This is a genomic window from Tritonibacter scottomollicae (assembly GCF_032924845.1).
Lineage (GTDB): Bacteria > Pseudomonadota > Alphaproteobacteria > Rhodobacterales > Rhodobacteraceae > Epibacterium > Epibacterium scottomollicae.
Genome location: NZ_CP136704.1, coordinates 1,703,979 through 1,728,810, shown reverse-complemented (window position 1 = coordinate 1,728,810; position 24,832 = coordinate 1,703,979). Strand labels below are relative to the sequence as shown.

The 24,832-nt window shown below is 64.0% G+C and carries 23 protein-coding genes; 12 read left to right on the top strand and 11 right to left on the bottom strand.

The features are described 5' to 3' along the window. Positions 1 to 208: 208 nt before the first annotated feature. Positions 209 to 2,404: a chemotaxis protein CheA gene (locus tag R1T40_RS08870; RefSeq protein WP_317386656.1), complete on the bottom strand. Its 2,196-nt coding sequence runs from the start codon at positions 2,402 to 2,404 to the stop codon at positions 209 to 211. Positions 2,405 to 2,542: 138 nt separating this feature from the next. Here R1T40_RS08870 and R1T40_RS08865 point away from each other — a divergent pair, with 138 nt between their 5' ends. After that, a complete protein-coding gene (locus R1T40_RS08865) occupies positions 2,543 to 3,229 on the top strand; it encodes a thiamine diphosphokinase (protein WP_317386655.1) in 687 nt (228 codons plus the stop codon). Here R1T40_RS08865 and R1T40_RS08860 read toward each other — a convergent pair. From R1T40_RS08860 to R1T40_RS08850, 3 genes are all read right to left on the bottom strand, one after another. Then, on the bottom strand, positions 3,180 to 4,160 hold the full coding sequence (locus R1T40_RS08860; protein ID WP_317386654.1) for a DMT family transporter: 981 nt from the start codon (positions 4,158 to 4,160) through the stop codon (positions 3,180 to 3,182). The two genes, R1T40_RS08865 and R1T40_RS08860, sit on opposite strands and share 50 nt — an antisense overlap. Before the next feature lie 280 nt (positions 4,161 to 4,440). Next, positions 4,441 to 5,814 (bottom strand): L-serine ammonia-lyase, encoded by a 1,374-nt coding sequence (locus tag R1T40_RS08855; protein ID WP_106162923.1) that lies wholly within the window; start codon positions 5,812 to 5,814, stop codon positions 4,441 to 4,443. Beyond that, the gene (locus R1T40_RS08850) at positions 5,815 to 6,522 is read right to left on the bottom strand and encodes a glutathione S-transferase family protein (RefSeq protein ID WP_317386653.1); all 708 of its coding nucleotides are present in this window, start codon (positions 6,520 to 6,522) and stop codon (positions 5,815 to 5,817) included. It lies immediately after the preceding gene. Positions 6,523 to 6,911: 389 nt separating this feature from the next. Between R1T40_RS08850 and rpiA the strand changes: the two genes are divergently transcribed. Next, complete coding sequence (rpiA, locus tag R1T40_RS08845) at positions 6,912 to 7,700, top strand: ribose-5-phosphate isomerase RpiA (protein ID WP_106162921.1); 789 nt, start codon at positions 6,912 to 6,914, stop codon at positions 7,698 to 7,700. Between the two features lie 79 nt (positions 7,701 to 7,779). Here the strand turns inward: rpiA and R1T40_RS08840 are convergent, their stop codons facing one another. Next, positions 7,780 to 8,217 (bottom strand): PACE efflux transporter, encoded by a 438-nt coding sequence (locus R1T40_RS08840; RefSeq protein WP_317386652.1) that lies wholly within the window; start codon positions 8,215 to 8,217, stop codon positions 7,780 to 7,782. A gap of 414 nt (positions 8,218 to 8,631) precedes the next feature. Here R1T40_RS08840 and R1T40_RS08835 point away from each other — a divergent pair, with 414 nt between their 5' ends. From R1T40_RS08835 to R1T40_RS08815, 5 genes are all read left to right on the top strand, one after another. Continuing rightward, on the top strand, positions 8,632 to 9,129 hold the full coding sequence (locus R1T40_RS08835) for an AAA family ATPase (protein WP_317386651.1): 498 nt from the start codon (positions 8,632 to 8,634) through the stop codon (positions 9,127 to 9,129). A gap of 155 nt (positions 9,130 to 9,284) precedes the next feature. Next, positions 9,285 to 10,640: a glutathione-disulfide reductase gene (gor, locus tag R1T40_RS08830; protein ID WP_317386650.1), complete on the top strand. Its 1,356-nt coding sequence runs from the start codon at positions 9,285 to 9,287 to the stop codon at positions 10,638 to 10,640. Between the two features lie 107 nt (positions 10,641 to 10,747). Further along, the gene (gene hflK / locus R1T40_RS08825; protein WP_106162917.1) at positions 10,748 to 11,911 is read left to right on the top strand and encodes an FtsH protease activity modulator HflK; all 1,164 of its coding nucleotides are present in this window, start codon (positions 10,748 to 10,750) and stop codon (positions 11,909 to 11,911) included. Continuing rightward, positions 11,911 to 12,798, top strand: a complete 888-nt coding sequence (gene hflC / locus R1T40_RS08820; protein ID WP_317386649.1) for a protease modulator HflC — start codon at positions 11,911 to 11,913, stop codon at positions 12,796 to 12,798. The genes hflK and hflC overlap by 1 nt, the downstream gene beginning before the upstream one ends. Before the next feature lie 383 nt (positions 12,799 to 13,181). After that, positions 13,182 to 14,690: a Do family serine endopeptidase gene (locus tag R1T40_RS08815; protein ID WP_394805024.1), complete on the top strand. Its 1,509-nt coding sequence runs from the start codon at positions 13,182 to 13,184 to the stop codon at positions 14,688 to 14,690. A gap of 329 nt (positions 14,691 to 15,019) precedes the next feature. Here R1T40_RS08815 and R1T40_RS08810 read toward each other — a convergent pair whose 3' ends face one another. Then, positions 15,020 to 15,688: a Crp/Fnr family transcriptional regulator gene (locus tag R1T40_RS08810; RefSeq protein ID WP_106162915.1), complete on the bottom strand. Its 669-nt coding sequence runs from the start codon at positions 15,686 to 15,688 to the stop codon at positions 15,020 to 15,022. 127 nt (positions 15,689 to 15,815) lie between these two features. Continuing rightward, complete coding sequence (locus R1T40_RS08805) at positions 15,816 to 16,451, bottom strand: peptidoglycan-binding domain-containing protein (protein ID WP_317386648.1); 636 nt, start codon at positions 16,449 to 16,451, stop codon at positions 15,816 to 15,818. A 403-nt stretch (positions 16,452 to 16,854) separates the two neighbouring features. Here R1T40_RS08805 and R1T40_RS08800 point away from each other — a divergent pair, with 403 nt between their 5' ends. Beyond that, complete coding sequence (locus R1T40_RS08800; RefSeq protein ID WP_317386647.1) at positions 16,855 to 17,178, top strand: 2Fe-2S iron-sulfur cluster-binding protein; 324 nt, start codon at positions 16,855 to 16,857, stop codon at positions 17,176 to 17,178. After that, positions 17,178 to 17,999, top strand: coding sequence for an FG-GAP repeat domain-containing protein (locus R1T40_RS08795; RefSeq protein ID WP_317386646.1), 822 nt, complete (start codon positions 17,178 to 17,180; stop codon positions 17,997 to 17,999). Before R1T40_RS08800 ends, R1T40_RS08795 begins: the two co-directional genes overlap by 1 nt. Here the strand turns inward: R1T40_RS08795 and R1T40_RS08790 are convergent. From R1T40_RS08790 to purD, 3 genes are all read right to left on the bottom strand, one after another. Beyond that, positions 17,996 to 18,880 carry a bestrophin family protein gene (locus tag R1T40_RS08790; RefSeq protein WP_106162912.1) on the bottom strand — a complete coding sequence of 295 codons (885 nt, stop codon included), beginning with the start codon at positions 18,878 to 18,880 and terminating at the stop codon, positions 17,996 to 17,998. The genes R1T40_RS08795 and R1T40_RS08790 overlap by 4 nt on opposite strands. Before the next feature lie 110 nt (positions 18,881 to 18,990). After that, positions 18,991 to 19,455, bottom strand: coding sequence for a GNAT family N-acetyltransferase (locus R1T40_RS08785; protein ID WP_317386645.1), 465 nt, complete (start codon positions 19,453 to 19,455; stop codon positions 18,991 to 18,993). After that, complete coding sequence (purD, locus tag R1T40_RS08780; RefSeq protein ID WP_317386644.1) at positions 19,455 to 20,717, bottom strand: phosphoribosylamine--glycine ligase; 1,263 nt, start codon at positions 20,715 to 20,717, stop codon at positions 19,455 to 19,457. Before purD ends, R1T40_RS08785 begins: the two co-directional genes overlap by 1 nt. 131 nt (positions 20,718 to 20,848) lie before the next feature. On the opposite strand from purD, the gene xseA reads away from it, so the two are divergent. Next, complete coding sequence (gene xseA, locus R1T40_RS08775) at positions 20,849 to 22,378, top strand: exodeoxyribonuclease VII large subunit (protein ID WP_317386643.1); 1,530 nt, start codon at positions 20,849 to 20,851, stop codon at positions 22,376 to 22,378. A 72-nt stretch (positions 22,379 to 22,450) separates the two neighbouring features. Here the strand turns inward: xseA and R1T40_RS08770 are convergent, their stop codons facing one another. Further along, positions 22,451 to 22,948: a hypothetical protein gene (locus R1T40_RS08770; RefSeq protein ID WP_317386642.1), complete on the bottom strand. Its 498-nt coding sequence runs from the start codon at positions 22,946 to 22,948 to the stop codon at positions 22,451 to 22,453. A 15-nt stretch (positions 22,949 to 22,963) separates the two neighbouring features. On the opposite strand from R1T40_RS08770, the gene R1T40_RS08765 reads away from it, so the two are divergent. Further along, on the top strand, positions 22,964 to 23,623 hold the full coding sequence (locus R1T40_RS08765) for a lysoplasmalogenase family protein (protein WP_317386641.1): 660 nt from the start codon (positions 22,964 to 22,966) through the stop codon (positions 23,621 to 23,623). A 73-nt stretch (positions 23,624 to 23,696) separates the two neighbouring features. Further along, complete coding sequence (ftsY, locus tag R1T40_RS08760) at positions 23,697 to 24,827, top strand: signal recognition particle-docking protein FtsY (protein WP_317386640.1); 1,131 nt, start codon at positions 23,697 to 23,699, stop codon at positions 24,825 to 24,827. Positions 24,828 to 24,832: the final 5 nt, after the last annotated feature.

Genomic DNA, 24,832 nt, shown 5'->3' with positions numbered 1-24,832 from the left:
CACATCGTCCAGTTGGACCCGGCGCCGCGCACCCCAAAGGGGTGCGCGGCGCCGGTCGCTTCGGGCAAAGCCCGAAGCGAAAAACCTCTCTTTCGATGCGCATTTTGACTGGCGGACAGGGCGCGTTTCATCACTTGATATGCAAAACGCCGCTCCGGAATGGGGCGGCGTTTTGCATGTGATCTCTCTGGTGCAGGCCGGGGCGTGTTCAGCCCGCAGCGCGATTGTCGGGGCGAAACCCAATCTGGGAGGATACTGAGAAGCGGCCGTTTGACGCTTTCTTCAGCTTGCCTTCGCGCAGCAGTAGCCCAAACGAGCGCAGGCCATCTTCGCGGTTGAAGCCATCCTTGGCCGTGTCCAGCGTCCGAACCTTGTTGATCAGCTGCGGCCGGGAGAAGCTTTCGCGTCCTTCGACAAAACTCATGTAAGAGGCCGCGGCCTCCAGCAGTTCACTCAGCTCGACAGCTCCCTTGTCCGACGCATAGTCAGCAAACGCGCCGTCCTGCTGGGTCGCGCTCGTGGCCTCATCTGGCTCTGGTGTCAGAAGCGCGCTGGAGACGCGACGCGGGCGCACGGGCGCGGTGGCCGCCTGGCGTGCGCCTTCGGCCACGGCCGAGGCAACCTCGGAGGGAGTGTGTTTCTCCGACGGGTCGATGCGCTGTTCCGCAACCAATTTCAGCGGTGCGGACGGCGCCTTTGCGCGCATCGGTTCTGCCGCGGTATCGCCCATTGCGTCGGAGGCGGGGCGACCGGGGCGCACAACGCTGGCCAGATCATCGCGGAAGGCGCGGGTGCGCGCCTCGCGGCGGGCCTCGTCGGACCCGTCGCTGTCGGCCTGAGCGGCGGCCACGGCTGCGCGCAGCTGATTGTAGGTCTCGCGTGACGTCGTGGCGTCTTCGTCGTTTAGCCGGTGATCTGCTGCGGCCATCAGGCGCGACACATCCCCATCCGAGGCGCTGTCGCGTGACGTAAGAATGTCGCGTGCCGGGCGGGCGGAGGCCGCTTCGTCTGCTGCGCTGCCACTGTCAGCGAAATGCTGGCTGGCTTGCGGCGTGACATAAGGCGCGTCTTCTTCCTCCGAGGTTTCATCCTTCGCAGCGTCATCGTCAGCCCTGTCTGTCGAAGATGCCAGAAGCTCGGCCTCAACGGCTGCCAGTTCCGCAGCCAAATCGGCTTCGTCATCCTCGGACAGGCTGCTGGCAGCGGCGAGGGCGGGCGTCTTGGAGGGTTCGGAGGGCTGCGGTTCGGCCAAAGGCTCGGCGGTTGCGTCGATCAGATTGGGGTCGACTTGAGCCCGCTTCACGCGGATCACCCGGCCTTGCTTGGGACGGCGTGGCGTTACCTTTTCGCGTGGCGGGTCCCCTGCCGGTCCTGCGCTGGCGGCTCCTGCATCGGCCGGTTCTGCACCGACAGGTGATGCTGCGGTCGGGGGCGTTGCGGCCACGGGCGCGTGTTCCGGCTGGATTTCAGCCTCGTCCTCGATCTCCTGAGCGACGGCCTGTTCTTCGATCTCATCGGCGGGATCTTCGTCCGCGTCACGGGATGCGGCGCGCGACCCGGTCAGGTCCAGCCGGTCCAGTATGTCGCTGACCGATTCCTCTTCGGAGGCAGATACCGCTTCGCTGTCCGCGTCATCGCCGGTGGTCAGGACATCCTCCAGTTCGGAGGTCTCCTCTGTGACGACGGTCTCTGCGTGTTCATCTTCGGTGAAATCATCGTTGTCTGCGGGCGTTTTTGCAACAACCGCGCGGATGCGCTGCAGCTTGGCGGCAATGCTGTCCTGCGCAGGTACGGTATCTTCACGCGGCGGTGCAGTGGCTGGCGACGCCGGGGTGATGTCTTCGGCGTCCGGGTCTGCTGCGGCCACGGGCTCAGCCGGGGTGAGCGTGGTGTTGACGCTCCAGAGGATGGCGTCGGAGGCGTCGTTGTCCGTGTCGGCCTCGGAGGTGTCGTCCTCGCTGCGCGCCGTCGCGGTTTCTTCATCGGTGGATTCTGCATCCTCAGCAGCCGCGGAGGATTGCGTGGGCGTCGCGTCCTCGGGCTGCGAATCAGTCTGCGGCGCTTCGGACACGGAGGGCGCGACCTCGGCTGCGGTAGAAGGTGCTGAAGTCAGGGCGGGTTGGGCCGGGGCAGGTGGCTGCTCGGCGGCCGCCGCCGCGCGCAGATGGATGCCGCCTTCGCCGCTGCGGGCCTCGACCTGACGGGCGATCTCTTTCTGGGCGATGCGGGCCAGCATGTCGGCGTCGGGCTGTGGAGGCTCTGCGCCAAAGTAGCGATCATCAGATGCGAGGTCGCGAAAATACTCAGCGATCACCTTCATGGTGCCAAAGGAGTCCTCAAACCCCTCGAGCGTGCATGAAAACGTCCCATAAGAAACCGTTAGAACTTTGTTATTATGTACCATTTGTCGGTTCGTCCTCACCAAAGTCGCACCGTTCACCCTATTCATCCTCAGGTCAAATTCGGCCCGAATCCTAGCAATTGTTCGTATAATTTTGTGTTTAGATTGTGGCTTGTTTCCATTTCTGCGAGGTATCCTCTCATGACAGAGGTGATTGTTCATGAAACCACCCCGGTAACGCTGATTGGCGGCGGAGAGGTGGCAAAGTCCGACCTTGCGGACGCCCTGAGCTATGCGCCGTTTCTGGTGGCCGCTGATGGCGGTGCCGATCAGGCGCTGCGTCTGGGCTATGAGCCGCGCGCGGTGATCGGCGATTTCAACTCGCTCTCTGCAGCTACGCGATCATCCCTGTCAGACAGTATACTGCATCATGTACCGGAACAGGAAACCACTGATTTCGATAAGGCCGTGAGGGCGGTCACCGCGCCGCTGATACTGGCTGTGGGGTTCCTCGGGGCGAGGGTGGATCACCAACTGGCGGCCCTGCACGTCTTGGCGCAACCGCATGACACGCCCTGTATTCTGATCGGGGCGCATGAGGTCGTGGTGCATGTGACGGCGCCACTTGAGCTGGAGCTGACACCGGGCGATGTGGTCTCGCTGTTTCCACTGGCACCTGTGACGGGGCGCTCCAGCGGGCTGGAATGGCCCATCGAGGGGCTCGACCTGTCGCCCATGTCGCGGATTGGAACCTCGAATCGGGCCACTGGAGCGATCCGGATCGAGGCAGATGGGCCGGGGTTGCTGGCGCTGCTGCCGCGAGACTGCCTGCCGGCGCTTATTCCGGCGATGCGGGCAGGCCGCTCTCCGTCGTTGCAGCGGGATTAACCTCGCGTGCGGCGCGGTTGACCTGCCGTTCGCGCAAGACAGCATAGAGCCCGGCCGCCACCGTCAGCGCGATGCCACAGGCCGCGATACTGTTGGGCAGTTCAGAAAACACCAGCCAGCCGACAAAGACCGCCACCGGAATTTCAAGATATTGCATCGAGGCCAGCGTGCTGGTCGGCGCGTAGCGCAGCGACCAGGTCATCAGCAGATGCGCCATCGTCCCAAGCACGCCTGCAAGGGCCAGAAGCTTCAGTTCCGGTGTCGCGGGCAGGGCGGTGTTCAGCTCCTCAATGGAAAAGCCGTAACCCAGCGCGAAAAAACCGGCCATCAACAGGCAGGCAATGCCGCCGGAGACCGCTTGGATGGCGATCGGGTCGGTGTCGCGGGCGAGGGTGCGGGTGACCATCATGAAGACTGAGAAGATCACCGCCACAGCAAGTGGCCAGAGCGCGTTGAGGCCGACCTCGGCAAAGCTCGGCTGGATCACCAGCAGGGTACCGGCAAAGCCCACCACGCAGGCCAGCAAGCGGCGCAGGCCGACTTCTTCCTTCAGGACGTATTTGCCCAGGAGCAGCATGATGAAGGGCATCACGAAGGCAATCGCCACCGCATCGGCCAGCGGCAGGTAGCGCAGGGCCATGAACATTGCGGTGATCCCGGCCATCTGCAGCAGCGTGCGCAGGATGACCTTCGGCATCACGCGGGAAGGTAAGCGCAGTGAGATCCCCATGAGCAGGGCAACCGGCGCGAGGATGAGGCCCTGTGCGGCAAAACGGGCCAGGACGATCTGCCCGACAGGGATGCGGGTGGAGAGGATCTTTGCCACCGCATCGCCAAGCGGGATCAAGGCGCAGAAGCCCAGCATCAGGGCAATGCCGAGCAAGGGGCGATCCGTATCGGAGCGGCTTTGGGCTGCGGGGGAGGTACTCATGAGGGGACGCTAGGGGCGGGGTGGGACCTTGGCAAGTGCTGAAGATGTTCAGGAGTTTGCGAGGTGTGTTCTCGGCAGCTGTCGTCCGGGCATCCGGGGCTGTCCGTCATGCTGAGCGAGGGGTTTCGCTTCGGGCTATGCCCGAAGCGACTCGCGCCGCGCGCCCCTGCGGGGCGCGCGGCGCGCTCGGCCCAACCGGAGGGGCCGCATTTTCAATGCGGATCACACGGGCGGGAGCAGCCCCCGTCTTTGGCACGCGCGTCGACTGGGGGGCCTTGTGTCAGCAGTTCGGTACGTTCACTGCAAGGCCACCAAGCGAGGTTTCCTTGTATTTCTCATGCATATCCTGACCCGTCTGGCGCATGGTCTCGATGACCGCATCCAGGGGCACAAAATGCTCGCCGTCGCCGCGCAGGGCCAGCGAGGCGGCGGAGACCGCCTTGATCGCGCCGAGGCCGTTGCGTTCGATGCAGGGCACCTGCACCAGCCCCTTGACCGGATCGCAGGTCATCCCGAGGTGATGCTCCAGCGCGATCTCGGCGGCATTCTCGACCTGCTCCACGCTGCCGCCCATGACGGCACAGAGACCGGCAGCAGCCATGGCGGCGGCGGACCCCACCTCGGCCTGGCAGCCCGCCTCGGCGCCCGAGATCGAGGCATTGTATTTGACCAGCCCCCCGATCGCAGCGGCGGTCAGCAGGAAATCCTCCATGTGTTTCTCCGACGCCCCCGGCACATGGTCGAGGTAGTAGCGCAGCACCGCAGGCAACACGCCTGCGGCGCCATTGGTGGGGGCGGTTACCACCTGTCCCCCGGCGGCGTTTTCCTCGTTCACTGCCATGGCGTAGACGCTCATCCAGTCGTTGATCGTATGCGGCGCGGTCAGGTTCATGCCACGCTCGGCCATCAGCGCATCATAAATGCCCTTGGCGCGGCGGCGCACCTTGAGGCCGCCGGGCAGGATGCCGTCGCGCTCCAGCCCGCGGTTGATGCAGTCGTTCATCACCTGCCAGAGCCGCGCGGTGCCCCGGTTGAGGCTTTCTTCGCAGCCGCGCGACACCTCATTGGCGCGTTTCATCTGGGCGATGGTCAGGCCGGAGGATTTTGCCATCTCCAGCATTTCGACGGCGGATTTGAACGGGTAGGGGATCGGGTCGCCCTCATCGGTCGCCTTGCCCTGCGCCAGCTCCTCTTCGGTCAGCACAAAGCCACCACCGACAGAGTAGAACACCTGCCGCAGGGTGACATCGCCCTGCGCATCGGTGGCCATCAGCACCATGCCGTTGGCGTGGCCTGTGAGCGCATGATCGTAGTCGAAGATCATGTCTGCCTTGGGATCAAAGCGCAGAGTGCCAAGACCGTCCAGCTCGATGGTGCCGGTCTCATTGATGGCGGCCAGCGTCGCTTCGGCCTTGTCGTCGTCATAGGTGTCGGGCCGGAACCCGGCGAGGCCGAGGATTGTGGCGCGATCAGTGGCATGGCCGACGCCGGTGAAGGCCAGCGAGCCATGCAGCGAGGCCCGCAGCCCGTGAAAGGCAAAGGGCGAGGCGCGCATCATGTCGAGAAAGCGCGCAGCCGCGACCATCGGGCCCATGGTGTGCGAGGAGGACGGGCCGATGCCGACCTTGAACATGTCGAAGACGGAGAGGAACATTTAGGTGGCTGATCCTTCTGGAGGGGTGGCGAGTATGGGGGCGGTGAAGGGCGTGGCGCCAAGCCCTTCGGCGCGTTGCGCCGCATGGGTGCTGGCGCGGGTCTCGGCCCGTTGGCAGACATGCAGCAGGGCGGGGTAGGCGGCGAGGTCGAACCAGGGCGCCTCGGGCGGGTCGGCGTAGAGTTTGGTCCATCGCAACAGACAGGGCAGGTAGAGGTCAAGCACCGTCGGCTGATCGCCGCCGGCCAATGCGGGCGCCTGCCGCAGGGCGGTGTCAATCATGCGCAGATCATTCTGCAGGCGCCCACGCAGCATGGCGCGCAGCTGCGCCTGATGGGCGCGGTCATCGCCGATGTATTTCTCTGGATAGAAGCTCTGGCGCAGGTCGATATGCAGCGTGTTGGAGCACCAGAACAGCCAGGTGAGGCATCTGCCGCGCGCGGGCGCCTCCGGTGCCGGCAGCAGGCGGCGCTCCCGGTCGGCGAGCCAGAGCAGGATAGCAGCGGTCTCGAACATCGCACCATCGGGCGTTTCCAGCACCGGGATGGTGCCATTCGGGTTCATTCGCAAGTAGTGCGGTGCAGTTTGGCCTTGGGTCTTGCGATCCACCAGCACCGCCTCATAGTCCAGCCCAAGCTCTTCCAGCGCCAGTCGCAGGATGAGCGAGGCGTTGTCGGGCGCATAGTGAAGGCGAAGCGGTGCAGTCATGCGGCGATCCTAGTCTCGCTCCGCCGCCGCGAAGCGTTCGTTTCCGACGTTTCCGATAGGAAACGCGCAGCTGCAATCTATGTTATATGTGCCTGAGTGCAACCGTTGCGGCGATCTGTTCATGATCTGCCTGTGGCATTAGGGTTTTCGCTTCGGGCAAGGCCCGAAACGACCCGCGCCGCGCGCCTATGGCGCGCGGCGCTTGGGGAACCTCGCAACGGTGCTTTCTGACGCGTTGGCAGGCGTGGATCGCAGCACTTGCCCTAGAGGTGATGCGCATTTCGGGTGCCACTTCGGTCCTCGCACAGGGCGGACAATCGGCCTATACCTCTTGCAAAATCGGTGAGTGCAGTCATCGTCCAATTCAAATACACGGAGGTCACGAGATCATGAGCGGAGAGCTTTCCCCTATCGACAAGGCCAAGTTCGTGGCCGCCAAACGCGCCGCTGAAATGGTCGAGGACGGCATGCGCGTGGGGCTTGGGACCGGGTCCACGGCCGCCTGGCTGGTGCGCTGTCTTGGCGAGATGGTGCGCGAGGATGGTCTGAAGATCACCGGCGTGCCTACCTCTGCCCGCACAGCCGCGCTGGCGCGTGAAGTTGGCATCGAGGTGATCACTCTGGATGAGGCCAAATGGCTCGATTTGACCATTGATGGGGCGGATGAATTTGACAGCGATCTGAACCTGATCAAGGGAGGTGGTGGCGCGCTGCTGCACGAGAAGATCGTGGCCACCGCCTCGGACCAGATGGTTGTGATCGCCGACAAGGCCAAGGAGGTGGCAACACTGGGGGCCTTTCCGTTGCCGATCGAGGTTATCCCCTTCGGCTGGCAGACCACACAGGCCCTGGTCGAGGAAACGCTGATTTCGATGGATGTGATGGGCCGGACCTCCACCCTGCGGATGAATGGTGCCAGCCCCTATGTGACGGATGAGGGCAATCACATCCTCGATCTGCATCTGACCCGTATCGGCAATCCGCGTCAGTTGGCGCTGGTCATCAACCAGATCCCCGGCGTGGTGGAGAACGGGCTGTTCATCGACATCTGCGATACGGTGGTGATCGGCTATGGTGACGGCAAGGTTGAGGTGCGCGACATCAACGAGGGCACGGTGGAGACTGATCGCATCGACTTTGTCGATGATGAGAACCTGTTCACCGACCTGAGCGAGTAGACGCGCCGGTCCCAGGCCCGCCCTGGCCCTCCCTGGCCCTCCGTGCCGGGCGCGCACGAAGCGGGCGCGTCCCTACTCCTTAGCTGTTCTGCCGGGCGTTTTGCCACTCCGGCAGGGGAAACAGCCGGTCGTAGGCCCAGTTGAAGCAAAAGGCATAGGCCATGTAGAACAGGGCGAAGGACACATCCATCACGAAGGCCTGCCAGAGACTTACGCCGAGATACCAGGCGATAAATGGCATCAGGACCAGCAGCAGGCCGACCTCAAACAGCACCGCGTGAAAGACCCGTATCGGTGTGGTTTTCAGCGTCGTGCCCGTCCGGCGTTTCAGAATGCTATCAAAGGCGTAGTTGTAGACGAAGTTCCACAATGTCGCGAGCGTAGCGCTGACTACGCCGACCGCCCCGATGTCATGAATGGGGAGGTGAAACAGATAGGCCCCCAGCGGGATAACCATCAACAACGCGATGATCTCAAAACTCAGGGCATGACGGATACGGTCAAGGGGGGAGCGCATGGGCGACCTCATACTGCGTAATCGGGTCGTCCCGAAGTGACAAACCACGTCGCCATCGGGGTGGCTCCGTGCGCAGGGTCGTCCCTGCAAGGGGCAATGTGGGACAAGGATTGCCGGGGTTCAACCCCACTGATGAGGTGGCTAGGCGATGTGGCTGGCGCATGTGATCTTGTGGCTATGAGCGGGGCATTCTGTTGCGGGGGCCAGACCGGCGTTGGTGCATTCCGAAGTGTCGTGGCAGGGGCGCCACATCCCCCGACTGCGTGCAGTGGACCTCACGCTGCACAGGGTGGGAACAGGTGGACGCCGCATCAGACCTGTGCCAATCCAACGCCATCACATTATGTGGGGCGGACGCTCTGCTGTGGTTTGGCGCGGGGCGTGCCGGACCTGCCCAACTGTTGAAAGGCCGCCATGTCTCAGTCTCATCCGATGCTGCACCTGCTGTGTGGCAAGATCGCATCCGGAAAATCCACCCTCGCCGCGCAGCTTGCGGCGCAGGACGCCACGGTGCTGCTGGCGGAGGACGCATGGCTTCATGGGCTATATGCGGATCAGATGTCTTCCCCGGCGGATTATGTCCGCTGTTCGGCCAGCCTGCGCTCAGTCATGGCCCCACATGTGGCGGCGCTGTTGGAGGCCGGGGTTTCGGTGGTTCTGGATTTTCCCGCCAATACCGTCGCGACCCGGGCCTGGATGCGGGACCTCCTGACACAGACCGGGGCGGCGCATCAGCTCCATCTGCTCGATGTATCTGATGACACATGTCTGGCCCGGCTGCGTCGCCGAAATGCTGCTGGCAACCATGCCTTTGCCGCGACAGAGGCGCAGTTTCACCAGTTCACCCGGCACTTCGCGCCCCCAACACCGCAGGAAGGCTTTGACGTTGTGGTGCATTCGCATACGGAGTGATCTGAGCACGCGCTGTTCTTCACGCGGACTTCACGCTTTTGCGACAAAAGCCCTGACAGGCATATGAAAAGTCACGCCGCGCCCCCACTTGCGACACTGGCAATTCACATCGCGCTGTGGGATACCTCGCGCAAGACCAAAGAAGGGCGACGACTATGAGCTTTGATTATGATCTTTTTGTCATTGGGGGCGGCTCCGGTGGGGTGCGCGCCGCGCGCGTTGCAGCCGCAGGCGGTGCATCGGTGGCCCTGGCGGAAGAGGACCGCTATGGCGGCACCTGCGTCATTCGCGGCTGCGTGCCGAAAAAGCTGATGGTTTTTGCCTCCGAGTATGCCGGCATCGTCGAAGATGGCCGGGCCTACGGCTGGGACCTTGAGAACAAAGGCTTCGATTGGGATCACTTCAAGACCAAGCTCAACACCGAGCTGGACCGGTTGGAAGGCATCTATCGCAACCTGCTGAAAAACTCCGGCGTGGAGAGCTTTGACGCCCGCGCGAAGCTGGCGGATGCCCACACGGTGGAGCTGTCTGACGGCACCCGAAAAACCGCGAAACACATCCTGATTGCCACCGGCGGTCGCCCTTGGGTGCCGGAGTTCCCGGGCTCCGAGCTGGCGATTACCTCGAACGAGATGTTCCACCTGGAGACGCTGCCAAAGCGTATCCTGATTGTGGGGGGCGGCTATATCGCGTCCGAGTTTGCCGGCATCATGAACGGCCTCGGGGTGGACACCACGCAGTATTATCGCGGCGCCCAGATCCTGCGCGGCTTTGACGAGGAAGCGCGCGGTCTGGTGGCCGAGGAAATGATCCAGTCCGGTATCGACCTGAAACTCGGCACCAACGTGCTGGAGATGCGCAAGGAAGGCGACCAGATCTGGGTCAAGGCCACCAATGGTGACGAAAGCCTGTTCGATCAGGTGATGTTTGCCACCGGCCGCAACCCGAATGCGGATGACCTCGGGCTGGAGGAATTGGGCATCGCGCGCGGCAAGGGCGGCGAAATCAAGGTGGATCAATACAGTCAGACGGCAGTGCCGTCGGTCTATGCGATCGGCGACGTGACCGATCGCGTCAACCTGACCCCGGTGGCGATCCGCGAGGGCATGGCCTTCGTCGAGACCGTGTTCAACGGCAATCCCACCAGCCCTGACCACGAGCTGATCCCCACTGCGATCTTCACGCAGCCGGAAATGGGCACCATCGGCCTGAGCGAGGAAGAGGCGGCAGAACAGGAAACGATCGAGGTCTATTCGACGTCCTTCAAGCCGATGCAGCAGAGCTTTGCCGGGCGGGCGCAGCGCGTGCTGATGAAACTGATTGTAAGTCAGGCCAGCCGCAAGGTGCTGGGCTGTCATATTGTCGCACCCGGTGCGGGCGAGATGATTCAGCTGGCGGGAATTGCCGTCAAGATGGGGGCGACAAAGGAAGATTTCGACCAAACTGTTGCAGTTCATCCGACCATGTCGGAAGAATTGGTAACACTAAAAACCCCTGTCCGGACGCTTTGACGCGTTCGGTCACTTTGGGAGCTGCTCCGCCTTGAATATCGGCGCGGTGACCACAGGTTAGAGGGCAATATCCGCTGATACGGCGGGGAGAGATGGATAGGAGACACATGGCTGGGAACAGTGGTGGCCCCTGGGGGGGCGGCGGTTCCTCCGGCGGCGGAGGCAACCGGGGCAATAATGGTGGTGGTGACGGTAGCGGTGGCGGTGGCCGCCGTCCGGAAGACAACCAGATCCCCGAGATCGACGAGCTGGTGAAGAAAGGGCAGGAGCAGCTGCGCGTCCTCATGGGCGGTCGTGGCGGCGGTGGCAACGGCAAGGGTCCGCAAGGTGGCGGCTCTGGCGGTGGCAGCCCGCTCTTTTCCAAAGGTGGCGTCGCACTGGCGGCCTTGGTGGCTGCGGGCCTCTGGGTTTACGGCAGCTTCTATACCGTGAAAACGGAAGAGAAGTCCGTGGAGCTGTTCCTGGGCGAATTCTCCAGCGTTGGCGAACCCGGCCTGAACTTCGCTCCGTGGCCGCTTGTCACCTATGAGGTGGTCCCGGTCAGCGTTGAGCAGACCGAAAGCATCGGCGCGGGCGCCCGTGGCTCCGACGCTGGTCTGATGCTGACGGGAGATGAGAACATCATCGACGTGGATTTCCAGGTGGTCTGGAACATCTCCGCGCCGGATCAGTATCTCTTCAACCTGCGCGACCCCAAGGCGACCATTCAGGCGGTGTCTGAATCCGCCATGCGCGAGATTATCGCGCAGTCGCAGCTGGCACCGATCCTCAACCGCGACCGGGGTTTGATCTCTCAGCGCCTAGAAGAGCTGATCCAGTTCACGCTCGACAGCTATGATTCCGGCGTCAACATCGTCCGGGTCAACTTTGACGGCGCCGATCCGCCGGAGCCGGTCAAGGACGCCTTCCGCGAGGTGCAATCCGCTGGTCAGGAACGTGACCGGCTTGAAAAGCAAGCGGATGCCTACGCCAACCGCAAGCTGGCATCGGCCCGTGGTCAATCCGCCCAGACGCTCGAGGAGGCCGAGGCCTACCGCGCGCAGGTGGTGAACGAAGCCCAGGGTGAGGCGTCGCGCTTCTCCGCCGTTCTGGCGGAATACGAGAAGGCCCCCGAGGTGACCCGCAAGCGTCTCTATCTGGAAACGATGGAAGATGTGTTCAGCCGCGTCGACAAGATCATCCTCGACGAAACCACCAGTGGCGCTGGCGGACAGGGGATCGTTCCGTATCTGCCGCTGAATGAAATCCGTCGATCGGGAGGAGACAACTGATGAACCGCTCTGTCATTTCTTTGGTTGTTCTTGCCGCTCTGGTCTTTGCAGGCCTGTCGGCGGTTTTCATCGTGGACGAACGGGAAAAGGCGCTGGTGATGCGCTTTGGCCGGGTCGTGAACGTGCAGGAGGCCCCGGGCCTCGCCCTCAAGATGCCCTTCGTCGATGAAGTGGTGAAATACGACGACCGTATTCTCAGCCTCGAAGTCGGCCCGCTTGAGGTCACACCTCTGGACGACCGCCGCCTGGTGGTTGACGCCTTCGCGCGCTATCGCATCACCGATGTGCGTCGTTTCCGCGAAGCGGTGGGTGTCGGCAATATCGGCGCTGCCGAAAGCCGTCTCGACAACATCATGCGCGACCAAACTCGTGAAGTTCTGGGTACCGTCAGCTCCAACGACATCCTGTCGTCGGATCGTGCGGCGCTGATGCTACGCATCCGCAACGGTGCCATTGCACAGGCCGAGGGTCTCGGACTCGAGGTGATCGACGTGCGTCTGAAGCGCACCGACCTGCCGCAAGCCAACCTTGAGGCGACCTTTGCCCGGATGCGCGCTGAGCGTGAACGCGAAGCCGCCGACGAGATCGCCCGTGGTGAAGAGGCCGCGCAGCGTGTGCGGGCCCAGGCCGACCGGACCGAGGTCGAGCTGGTCTCCGAAGCCGAGCGTGAGGCGGAAGTCATTCGTGGTGAGGCTGATGCACAACGGAACAGCATCTTTGCCGAAGCCTATGGCGCGGATCCGGAGTTCTTTGAATTCTACCGCAGCCTGACCGCCTATTCGCGGTCGCTGCAGGCGGGCAACTCCTCGTTGGTGCTGTCTCCGGACAGCGAGTTCTTCAACTACCTGAAGTCCTCGCAAGGGACCGCTGGCGCGGCGCGCGAGTGATCGTATCTGCGAAAGCATGAGAAACAGGAAAAGGCCGCTCTTCGGAGTGGCCTTTTTCACAGGTGGCTTCGACAGGCCGCTTTGATGCGTGACAGCGGCTGACTGGGCGGATGTCCCGATATGGCAGCTTTTATTGGGCGAAGATCCGCCTGTTGCCGCCGCGACGCCGTCGCGGAACCTTCACCAGCCTTCACGTCGAATTGAGATGGCTGCAACCCCCATTGCGACCTCTCGCGGAGTGGCTACATTGTAGCCAGAGATTTCACCCCGGCGTGTGTCGACCCGAGCGTTGGCGCGCTGCAAGTGCCTGAGGCAGGGTGGCGCCCTTTCCCCTTGTCCGCAGGGGCGGGCAAAGACAGAGTTGACAGGCCAATTCAAGGAGTATGTCCGTGCATCCCATCACAAGTACCAAGACACTGAGCCAGGACCGTGCCCTCCCGCGCACGCAGACCGGTTGGCGTCTGTTCTGGATCGCGGTCCTCGGGACCGCAATGCTGGTCCTGCAGACATTGTCCGCATCGGCACGGCCCGAAAGCCTCGCGCCGCTGGCCGAAAAGGTCAGCCCCGCCGTGGTGAATATCACCACATCGACCGTGGTCGAAGGGCGGACCGGCCCACAGGGCATCGTGCCCGAAGGCTCCCCTTTCGAGGACTTCTTCCGTGAGTTCCAGGATCGCAATGGCGGTGGCAACCGCCCGCGTCGTTCTTCGGCGCTGGGATCGGGTTTCGTGATTTCCGAGGACGGCTATATCGTCACTAACAACCACGTGATTGATGGCGCTGACGAGATCGAGATCGAGTTCTTTCCCGGTGATGGCCAGCCTGCTGATTTTCTGCCCGCAACCGTTGTGGGCACCGATCCCAACACCGATATTGCGCTGTTGAAAGTGGACGCTCCGATGCCGCTGAAATTCGTCAAGTTCGGGGACAGCGATGTCGCCCGCGTTGGCGACTGGGTTGTCGCCATGGGCAATCCGCTTGGGCAGGGGTTCTCTCTGTCTGCCGGGATCGTGTCTGCCCGCAACCGGGCGCTGTCGGGATCCTATGACGACTACATCCAGACCGACGCGGCCATCAACCGCGGCAACTCGGGCGGTCCGCTGTTCAACATGGACGGCGAAGTGGTCGGCGTGAACACCGCCATCCTGTCGCCCAATGGTGGCTCCATCGGCATCGGCTTTTCCATGGCCTCCAATGTGGTGACCAAGGTGGTCAGCCAGTTGAAGGAGTTTGGCGAAACCCGTCGTGGCTGGCTTGGTGTGCGTATTCAGGACGTGACCGATGATCTGGCCGAGGCGATCGGCCTGACAAACGACGAAGGCGTGCTGATCACCGATGTGCCGGAAGGCCCGGCCAAGGAAGCCGGTTTGCTGGCCCGTGACGTGATCACCAGCTTTGACGGTTTCGAGGTCAAGGATACTCGTGATCTGGTCCGCCGCGTTGGCGATACCGAAGTGGGCAAGACTGTGCGCGTGGTGGTGTTCCGCGATGGCAAGACCGAGACCGTTCGCGTGACCCTTGGTCGTCGCGAGGATGCGGTTGGCAACGATGCTGGCACCGGCACCGGCGATGATGTCGTGCCGGATGAGAGCGAGAAAGAGATTCTCGGCCTCACTGTCGGCGCGGTTCGCGATGATATGCGCGAGGAACTGAACCTCGATGCAGACACGCCCGGTCTGGTGATCCTGTCGGTGGACGAAACCTCCGCTGCTTGGGAAAAAGGCTTGCGGGCGGGTGACGTGATCACCGAGGCGGGGCAGAACAAAGTGGCCTCCATTGCCGATCTCGAAGCCCAGATCGAGGCCGCCGAGGAAGGCGGACGCAAGTCCATCTTCCTGATGGTCCGTCGGGCGGGCGAGCCGCGCTTCGTGGCGCTGAACCTCGACGACTAAACTGCCCCGACCCTTGAGAGGGGCAGGGCGTAACATCAAACGACCGGCCGGGCCATTGGTCCGGCCGATTGTCGTTCGGGGGCAGCAGCAGGCGGCACGGGGCGGGTTCAAGGAGCGCAGAATCCAAAGAGCCATGTGTCGGGCGGACACATGGCTCACGATGGGACGGACGATCATTGGGATGGATAGGAGAATGACCGCCTTGCAGATCTTATGGCAGGCGCGCGCGCGATGTACTGTGAAACAGATCACATTGGCGCCGGGTATTTTGCTTTCTGGCGGGAATATTGCATGCCGCCCCGTGGGGAGGTTCGCCAGAGGCGCGCCGCTCAGATGCCCTCGGGGTCGGCCAGAACCGCCAGCCCGCCGCGATCCTTCAGTTGCAGCCCGCCGCGGCTGATCTCGATCAGCCCGGCCTTGCGCCAGTTCGACAAGGTCTTGGACACCGCTTCACGGGTTGCACCGACAAATTCCGCGAGTTCGGATTGCGACAGGCTGAGATGGCCGTTGCCCTCTGCCGGCGTGAGATACAACAGCTTGCGCGCCAGCCGCACTGGCATTGGCAGGAACACCTGTTCGTTCAGCTGGGTGTTCATCCAGCGCATGCGCTGTCCGGCAAGCTTCAGCATGTCGCCAGCCAGTTCCGGGTGCCTGGTCAATTGTCCCAGCACATCGCGGTGACGCAGACGGCGCAGATGGCTTGGCTCTGCTGCGGTGGCGGTGGCGGTGCGTTCGCCGGGGTCGAACATGGCGATTTCGCCAAAAATTGCACCGGGGCGCATCATATCAAGTGACAGCTTCCGCCCCGCTGCCGAAAGCGTGGAAATTTCCAGCGCACCGGAGATGATCGCATAGAGCGCATCGCCTTCGTCGCCCCGTTCGAACAACACGTCGCCGGTGGCCAGATGCACATCCGTAGCCTGACTGTCGAGCATCGCTCTGAGGCGCTCCGAGGCTCCGAACAGGAAGCTGGAGGCAGGAAGCGGGGCGACGGGCATAGGAGATCTCCGGCAAGGGCGAACGATATCGGGGCGATGTTCGGCTTTTAGGCGGCAAGGCGGCGTCGCGCAAGCTCAGGCATCAAGACTGGAATGTTTGCGGTGCCATTGTGCAGCAAATCGCGGCTCAGCGGTCCACCACCACGGCACTGAGCCCCAGGCTGCGTGCGCCGCGCAATGACAGGCTGGCGCTGTCGATGCCTATGTCTTTTTGATAGCTGCGGATGGCGGCGCGGGTCTCGGCGTTCAGGGTCCCGGTGATCTCGCCTTGATAGAGGTCACGGGCTGCCAGCGCACGTTGCAGCGAGGAGACATATTCGCGGGTCATGGCGTCGGGGCAGGGGGTCTGAAAATAGGTTTCCTTGCGCGGGCGGGTGATCTCCTGCCGGGTTTCAGTGGCAAAGACCGCAGGTTTTGTCACCGAACCGTCGGCGGCTGTTTCCGGCGGCGAGACCATGACCTGCTCGGTTATGGTCTCCACCCGTGCAGGTTCAATCAGCGTATCCCAGCAGGTTCCGGGCAAAGCGCCCGGCGGAGCTGGACGACCGACACCTTCAAACGGGGGCGGGGCCAGACAGCCGCTCAGGAGGGTGAGATTGACCGTCATCAACGCGGCCAGCCGAAGCCGTGAGGACGCAGATCTGGGCACCACAACCCCGTCCGGGACCGATGCGCGCACATGCAGCTGTCGCATGAGGAACAGGTTCAGGACATCGTGTCGCAGAAAAGCGAGGCCGGAACGCGGAGGCAGCGGGGCGGTCATAGGCTCTGACAGGGTCCTCGGGTAAAGCGGGCTTCGGGATCCTGTAATGACCCGATTATGGCGGATGCTATCTTAAATCCGAAGCGCGCGCAAAGCCCGCATTCGCGCTACGGTCCTGTTTTGCCGACAGAAGATCCTGCCTTTTGCTGGCACCGCATGCGGTGAGGGTTTCACACGGTAGGACGCGAGGGTCGGTTGCGGGCGTCTGACGGGGCTGCATCTGATGGCGCGTCATCGGCGCGCAGGGCTGTCGGCAGGGGCGCGCGCGTGACGGGGTGAGAACAAACATGGAAAATGTAGCGTGAAATGGCATGCGACACCGGGGATGACGTAAATGGGGCTGGAACGGCTGGGATACGCTCGCTACACACGGGGGCGAGTACCGAAAAAGGGAAGACGGATCATGGCAAAAATCACCTACATCGAGCACAACGGGACCGAACATGTGGTCGACGTCGCCAACGGGCTGACCGTGATGGAAGGTGCGCGTGACAACAATATTCCAGGCATCGAGGCTGATTGCGGTGGCGCCTGTGCCTGCTCCACCTGCCATGTCTACATTGCACCGGATTGGGTCGAGAAACTGCCCAAGAAGGACGACATGGAAGAGGACATGCTGGATTTCGCCTTTGAGCCGGATCCGGCCCGCTCGCGTCTGACCTGCCAGCTCAAGGTCTCGGACGCGCTGGACGGTCTGATTGTGCATATGCCCGAAAAGCAGATCTGATGCGGTCGGCGGGCCGGGCGCGGCGTCTTCTGACACGCACCAGGCCCCCGGTCATCCGCCGCGCGGCGCAGGTGTTGTGCCTGTCGCTGGCGGGGGCGGCGAGCGCGCTGAACGCGCAAGAATCCTGGCGGGTCATGGGCGCAGATTTTGATGCGCCCACGACCCGCTATGGCCATGCGGTTCTGGGGGATGACGTCGAATACGGCCAGCTTCGCATCCATGTGCAGCAGGATGAGGGCGGCACCGCTGAGCAATCCGCGGCAGGCGTTCGACGAGATGTCTTTGAGGTCGATCTGCCGCTGGATCATGTGTTTGAGGATCTTGCGCCGCGCCTCTGGGATATCACCGGCGACGGGATGCCCGAGGTTGTGGTGGTCGAGACGGATGTGGCGCTGGGCGCCCAGTTGGCGGTCTACAACAGCACGGGCGACAAGATCGCCGCCACGCCCCATATCGGCCAGACAAACCGCTGGCTGGCGCCTGCCGGTGCTGCGGATCTGGATGGCGACGGCCATATCGAGGTCGCCTATATCGACCGGCCCCATCTGGCCAAGACCCTGCGGATTTGGCGGTTTCACTATGGCAAGCTGGTGGACGTCGCCGCCGCGCCCGGCCTGACGAACCATCTGATCGGTGAGGATGTCATCACCTCCGGTCTGCGCGACTGCGGGCAGGGGCCGGAGATCGTGACTGTCGATGCCGATTGGTCCCGCATCATCGTCTCACGTCTCGACCCAGACGGCAGCATCAGCCGCCGCGATCTTGGCCCGTTTGACATGCAGACCCGGCTTGGTCCCGCGCTGGACTGCCAACTGCCCTAGCTCAGGTAGTAGCCGACCGGTTTCAGCGGCGCCGGAGCCTCCTCGCCCAGCTGCGACAGCAGAGAGATCTCGATGGTGCGGCACATGGCATCCAGCGGCAGGCCGTTCACGGTCTCGCCAAAGGGGTTGGACAGCTCCTCGGTCACCTCGGCCAGGCCGAAGAAGACATAGGCGATGATCGCCACGAACAGTGGCGTCATCCAGCCTGCGCCCTCCAGCAGGGCGAAAGGGAACAGCAGGCAGTAGAGGTAGGTCGTGCGGAACACCAGCAGCGTGTAGACAAACGGCAGGGGCGTCGCCGCGATACGCTCGCAGCCCGCCTGCGCCAGCGCGATGGAGCCGATGCGCTCGCTCAGCGCCTTCTTGGCAAACCCGTCAGGTGCATGATGCGCCACGTCCCGCGCCATCAGGTCGAGCGCGGCGCAGGGCGGATGCGGCGCGTCCCGCAGATCCTCGCCGTCTTCCAGCCATGTGTGCCCGTCGTCATAATGGCTCAACCGGCGCAGGTTGGCGCGGTGCAGGTGGATGAAGGCCAGCGCCAGCCGCAGGGGACGGCGCTGGTGACCCTCGGGCTGGAACATCACCACCTCGCGCCCCAGTGCCCGCATGTCAGCCACCAATTGCCCCCAAAGCCGGCGCCCCTCCCACCAGCGGTCATAGGCGGCGTTGTTGCGAAAGCCGAGGAACAGCGACAGCGCCACGCCAAAGACCGCAAAGGGCGCAGCATTGGTGTGGGGCAGGGCCAGCAGGCTGCCGTCAAGCCAGACCAGCAGCGCGGCCAGGGCCGTCAGCGCGAGAATGCGCGGCAGGATTCGCGGCAGTACGGAGCCATGGGTGGCGATCAGCAGTTCGAGGAAGCCGGGTTTGTGGCGGACGATCATCGGGAGCACTCCGTTGCGGTTGCGCCCTCAAGAGCAAATTTCGCGTCTGTTATCCTGTCGCCAAACGCCGGATCAGGGCCGCGCTGCGACGGGTATGGCGATCGGAGCGATCAGAGCGAGCGGCGCAGGACGACGGAGGTCGGGCGGGTGTATCCCGGATGTGCGCAGGTCGCCGTCTGCACGAAGCCCAGTTGCGCAAAGGTGGCGTGGTTTTCCAACAGCTCCACCCGGGTCTGCAGCTCCAGTGCCTCCAGCCCATGGGCGCGGGCCCGCTCTGCGGCCAACTCAACCAGCTGCCGTGCCAGACCGGTGCCGTGCTGGTCCGCCGCAACAGCCAGCTTGCCAAGATAAAGCACATCTGTTCGGGGGGTCAGAACCACGCAGGCCACTACCGGCGTGCCGATGGCCCAGACCTCACCCGCCTCGGCCTGCGCCGCTAGATCCGCAACGGTGAGATGATGCATGGAGGAGGGCGGATCGATCCGCCCGTCCATATCGGCAAAGCTGCGCCGGATCAGCTCCAGAACCTCGATCAGCGCGGGGCTGTCGGAGGGGAGCTGAACCGGCGCGGGCATTACAAGGCGCGCCAGCCGATGTCGCGGCGCACAAAGCCTTCGGGCCAGTCGATCTGATCCACCATCGCATAGGCACGATCCCGGGCTTCCTCCAGGCTGTCACCGCGCGCGGTGACATTCAGCACCCGACCGCCATTGGCCAAGATCCGGTCGCCGTCTGCCTTGGTGCCGGCGTGAAAGACCATGTTCATGCTGTCCTCGGGAAGCGCCTTCAACCCCTTGATCTCAGAGCCTTTCTGATAGGCGCCCGGGTATCCCTCAGCGGCCATTACCACGGTGATCGCATGATCCTCGGCCCAGTTCACCCGGGCCTCCGACAGGCGGCCCTCGGCGGCGGCCTGCATCAGGTCCAGCGCCTGCGCGCCCAGCCGCATCATCAGCACCTGGCATTCCGGGTCGCCAAAGCGGACGTTGTATTCCACCAGACGCGGCTCTCCGTCCTTGATCATCAGACCGGCGTAGAGCACGCCCTGATAGGGCATGCCGCGTTCGGCCATCACGCGCATGGTGGGCTTGACGATCTCTTCCATCGCGCGCGCCTCGATCTCCGGACTCAGCACCGGTGCCGGGGAATAGGCGCCCATGCCGCCGGTGTTGGGGCCGGTGTCGCCTTCGCCGACCCGCTTGTGGTCCTGCGCGGTGCCGATCGACAGGATCTCCTCGCCATCACAGAGCACAAACAGCGACGCTTCCTCGCCCTCCATGAACTCCTCGATGACCACCTCGGCCCCGGCGCCGCCAAAGGCCCCGCCGAACATGTCATCAATTGCATCCAGCGCGGTCTGCTCGTCCATCGCCACGATCACGCCCTTGCCAGCGGCTAGGCCATCGGCCTTGACCACGATCGGCGCGCCATTCTCGCGCACATGCGCCTTGGCGGCCTCGGCTTCAGTGAAATGGCCGTAGCCTGCGGTCGGCGCGTTTGCAGCGTCGCAGATCTCCTTGGTGAAGCTCTTGGAGACCTCAAGCTTGGCCGCCGCCTCGGAGGGGCCAAAGACCAGGATGCCCGCCGCCCGCAACCGATCCGCCACGCCCGCCGCCAGCGGCGCCTCGGGGCCGATGATGACAAACTCGATGGCGTTTTCCTCGGCAAATGTGACCACCGCCCCGCCGTCCTCGGCGTCGAGGCTGGCGCAATCGGCGATCTGCGCGATGCCCGCATTGCCCGGCGCCACGATCAGCTTGTCACATTTCGGGTTCTGCATCACCGCCCAGGCAAGTGCATGTTCCCGCCCACCGCTGCCGAGGATGAGGATATTCATGAGCCGTTCTCCGATCTGCTTGGCCTCCGTTGTCGCGCGTTCTATGCTGTGCGCGACGCATAAACAAGAACGCCCTGTGCCACGCGGGCGTCAAACCTATCCACCCGAGCAGCCAAGAGCAAGAGTTTCCCATGTCCGACCTCCTCGACGACCCGACACCCGGTCAGAACGCGCCCGAGTTTTCCGTCTCCGAGATCTCCGGCGAGGTGAAACGCACGCTGGAAGGCACCTTTGGCCGCATCCGCGTCAAGGGCGAGGTAGGCCGGGTGTTCAAGGCGCGGTCGGGGCATCTCTACTACGACATCAAGGACGACCGCTCGGTGCTGGCCTGCACCACCTGGAAGGGGCAGGTGAGCAAGCTGGCTGTGGTGCCCGAAGAGGGGCTGGAGGTGGTGGTGACCGGCCGCCTGACGGCTTTTGGCGCCCAGTCGAAATACAACATGAACGTCGAGGAGGTGGCGGTCGCCGGTCAGGGCGCACTGATGGCGCTGCTGGAAAAGCGCAAGACCCAGCTGCAGTCCGAGGGGCTGTTTGCCCCCGAACGCAAGAAGCCGCTGCCCTATCTACCACAGATCATCGGCGTGGTGACCTCGCCCTCCGGCGCGGTGATCCGCGACATCCTGCACCGGTTGCGGGATCGTTTTCCGCGCAAGGTGCTGGTCTGGCCGGTGGCAGTCCAGGGCAGCAATTGCGCCCCCGAAGTGGCCCGCGCCATCGACGGCTTCAACAGCCTCAGCCCCGGCGGCGCCTTGCCCCGGCCTGATCTCATCATCGTGGCGCGCGGTGGCGGCTCGATCGAGGATCTCTGGGGCTTCAACGAAGAAGCCGTGGCGCGCGCGGTGGCGGCCAGTGACATCCCGCTGATTTCCGCCGTGGGGCATGAGACCGACACCACGCTGATCGACTATGTCTCTGACCTGCGCGCCCCCACTCCCACGGCGGCGGCGGAACATGCGGTGCCGGTGCGGCTGGAGCTTCTGGGATGGGTTGAGAACCAAAGCGCGCGCATGGCCCATGCCACCACCCGCGCAGTGCAGCTGCGCCGGCAGCGGCTGGGCGATCTGGCGCGGGCGCTGCCCAAGCCCGACACGTTGCTCGAATCGCCGCGCCAGCGACTGGACCGGGTCTCCGACCGGCTGCCCAACGCGCTGATCGCGGGCGTGCAGAAACGCAAGCTGACCCTCAGCGAGCGCGCCGCGTCGCTGCGCCCGGCCACCCTGCGCGGACTGGTGGAGCGGCGCCGGGATCGGCTGAACAACCTCGCCTCGCGGCTGAGCCTGCGTCCCATTGAACAGGACGCGCGCCGCAAGCGCGACGCGCTGGATCAGATCGCCAACCGGCTCGATGCCGCGCAGACCGCGCGCATCCAGCGCCAGCGGGATCGCCTGATGGCCACCGGACGCCAGCTGGAGATCCTCAGCTATAAGGCCACCCTCAGCCGTGGCTACGCGGTGGTGCGCGACGGCAAGACCTTGGTGACCGACACCGCAGGCGCGAAGGGGGCACAGGCGCTCAGCATCGAATTTGCCGATGGTATCACCGAAATCGGCGGCGCGAGCAGTGCCGAGACAAAAGCCCCGGCCCCTTCCAATCCGGCCACCGCCAAGCCGGCAAATCCCAAACCGCCAAAGACACCCGGCGAACAGGGCTCGCTGTTCTAGCAGGCGGCCAGCCCCTTCATCTTTTCATAAATATCTCGGAGCGCGAGGCAGAGCCTCGCTTCCAAGGCCGCCTCAGACACCCACTTCGGGGCCGAGACAAACCATGTCCTTGGGCGGATCAGGCTGTTCGGTCAATGTGAGCGCCGGCCCGTCGCCCGTGATCGTGACGCTGAGACCCTCGCTGCCGATCTCATAGCTCCAGCACTGCGCCTCCGGTCTGTCCTCGTAGACAAAACAGATCTCATCGCCCTGCGCATACCACTCCCCCTCGACGCAACGCCCGTCGAGAAAGGACCATTGCACCCGCTGGCCGGGCAGATAGCGTTCCGCGCCGTAGTGCTGCCCCAGAAAGTCGAAGTGAATGGTCCGTCCGCGGGTGTAGCTGTCGAATTGCTCCGCGTCGGCTGCACTCAGAGGCGCGGCGACACAGGAGAGGCCAAGGATCACGGCACAGAAGCGCAGGGGGGCAGAGTTACACATGCCCTCACCATGGCGCATGTCCGAAGCCGCGCCAAGGGTACAATTGCCGGGTGCTGGCTGGCGCAAGGTCAGCTTTGACCTGTCGGCCATGCCCGGCGCAGGCTGATGCAAATCGGCAGGGAGGCCGCGATGACGGTGCAGATGATCGGACTGGGTGCGGCTGCGGTTTTGGCGCTGGGATATCTGGCACAGGTGCGGGCGGCAGAGAGCTGGCCGCGATCGGCGCTGAAAACCGGCGCGGTGGCGCTGCTGGCCGTCCTTGCCTTTGGGCAACTGCCGCTGCTTGGTCTGGCGCTGGGGCTCTGCGCGTTGGGGGATCTGGCCCTGTCGCGCCCGGGCGAGCGCGCCTTTCTGGCGGGGGTGGCCAGCTTTGCCGCCGGGCATCTTGCCTATGTGGCGCTGTTCTTGTCGCGTCCTCCATCTGATCTTGCGGCGCTTCTGACCGCTCCGATGATCTGGGGGATGGCGACGCTTGTGTTGGTGGCGGGCTTGATGGCGCGGGTGCTGACGCGCCATGCGGGCGAGATGCGCGGGGCGGTCCTGGCCTATGTGCCGGTGATCCTCGCCATGGCGCTGGCTGCACTGACGCTGCCACTGCCGCTGCTGTGGGTGGCGGCGGTGATGTTCATGTTCTCGGACATGGTGTTGGCGCTGGAAACATTTGTGCTGCCGCCAGCCCATGCCTTGCGTCGCATCACCGGGCCAGTGGTCTGGGTGCTCTACTGGGGGGCGCAGGCGCTGTTTTTCGCGGTGTTTGCGATGTGACACAGCCGCATTGCGCTTTGCATCCCGCCTCAAAGGGCATTAGGTGAATATCAAACGACCTGCGGAGACCCAGATGGCGCTTTTCTCGAAGCTCAAGGAACGGTTGCTGAAATCCTCATCCCGCCTCGGCAAGGAGGTGGATGCGATCGTGGAAGAGGGGGCCACGTCCCCGGAGCCCACACCAGCAAGCCCACCGCCCGCGCCCGGAGCGCGCGCGGCGGCAGAGCCTGCCGGGACGCCGCAAGCAGGGGCTTCGACTGAGGCGCCCGCCGCAGATGTGCCCACCACCCCTGCACCGCAGGCCGAGGTGTCCAGACCGGGCCTTCTGGGGCGGCTCATGGGCCGCAGTGCCGCGACCGAGCCGCGCCGGGTGCTCGATGACGACATGCTTGAAAGCCTCGAAGAGATGCTGATCGCCTCCGACATGGGGGTGGACACGGCGCTGCGGGTGACCGGCAATATCGCCGAGGGCCGCATGGGCCGCCGCGTTTCGGGTCGCGAAATCCGCGAATTGCTGGCACAGGAGATTGCCCGGGTGATGGAGCCGGTGGCGCGTCCGATGCCGCTTTATCCTTCAAAACCGCAGGTGGTGCTGGTGGTGGGGGTCAATGGCTCCGGCAAGACCACCACCATCGGCAAGCTCGCCAGCCAGTTCCGCGCTGCCGGGAAATCCGTGGTGATCGCCGCGGGCGACACATTCCGCGCCGCCGCGGTGGAACAGCTGCAGGTCTGGGGCGACCGCGCCGGGGTGCCTGTGCTGACCGCGCCTGAGGGCTCCGACCCGGCCAGCCTCGCCTTTGATGCGATGACCAAGGCCGAGGCTGATGGCGCCGATCTCTTGATGATCGACACGGCCGGGCGGTTGCAGAACCGCGCCGACCTGATGGAAGAGCTGGCCAAGATCGTCCGCGTCATTCGCAAGAAGGACCCCGAGGCACCGCACAACACGCTGTTGGTGCTGGATGCCACCACCGGGCAGAACGCGCTGTCGCAGGTGGAGACCTTCCGTCAGCTGGCGGATGTGTCGGGGCTGGTGATGACCAAGCTTGACGGCACCGCCAAGGGCGGTGTGCTGGTGGCGCTGGCGGACAAGTTCGGCCTGCCGATCCATGCCATCGGCGTGGGCGAGCAGATCGACGACCTGTCGCCCTTTGACCCGGAGGAATTCGCCGCCGCGCTCACTGGGCTTGAAGACGGGGCTTGAAGACG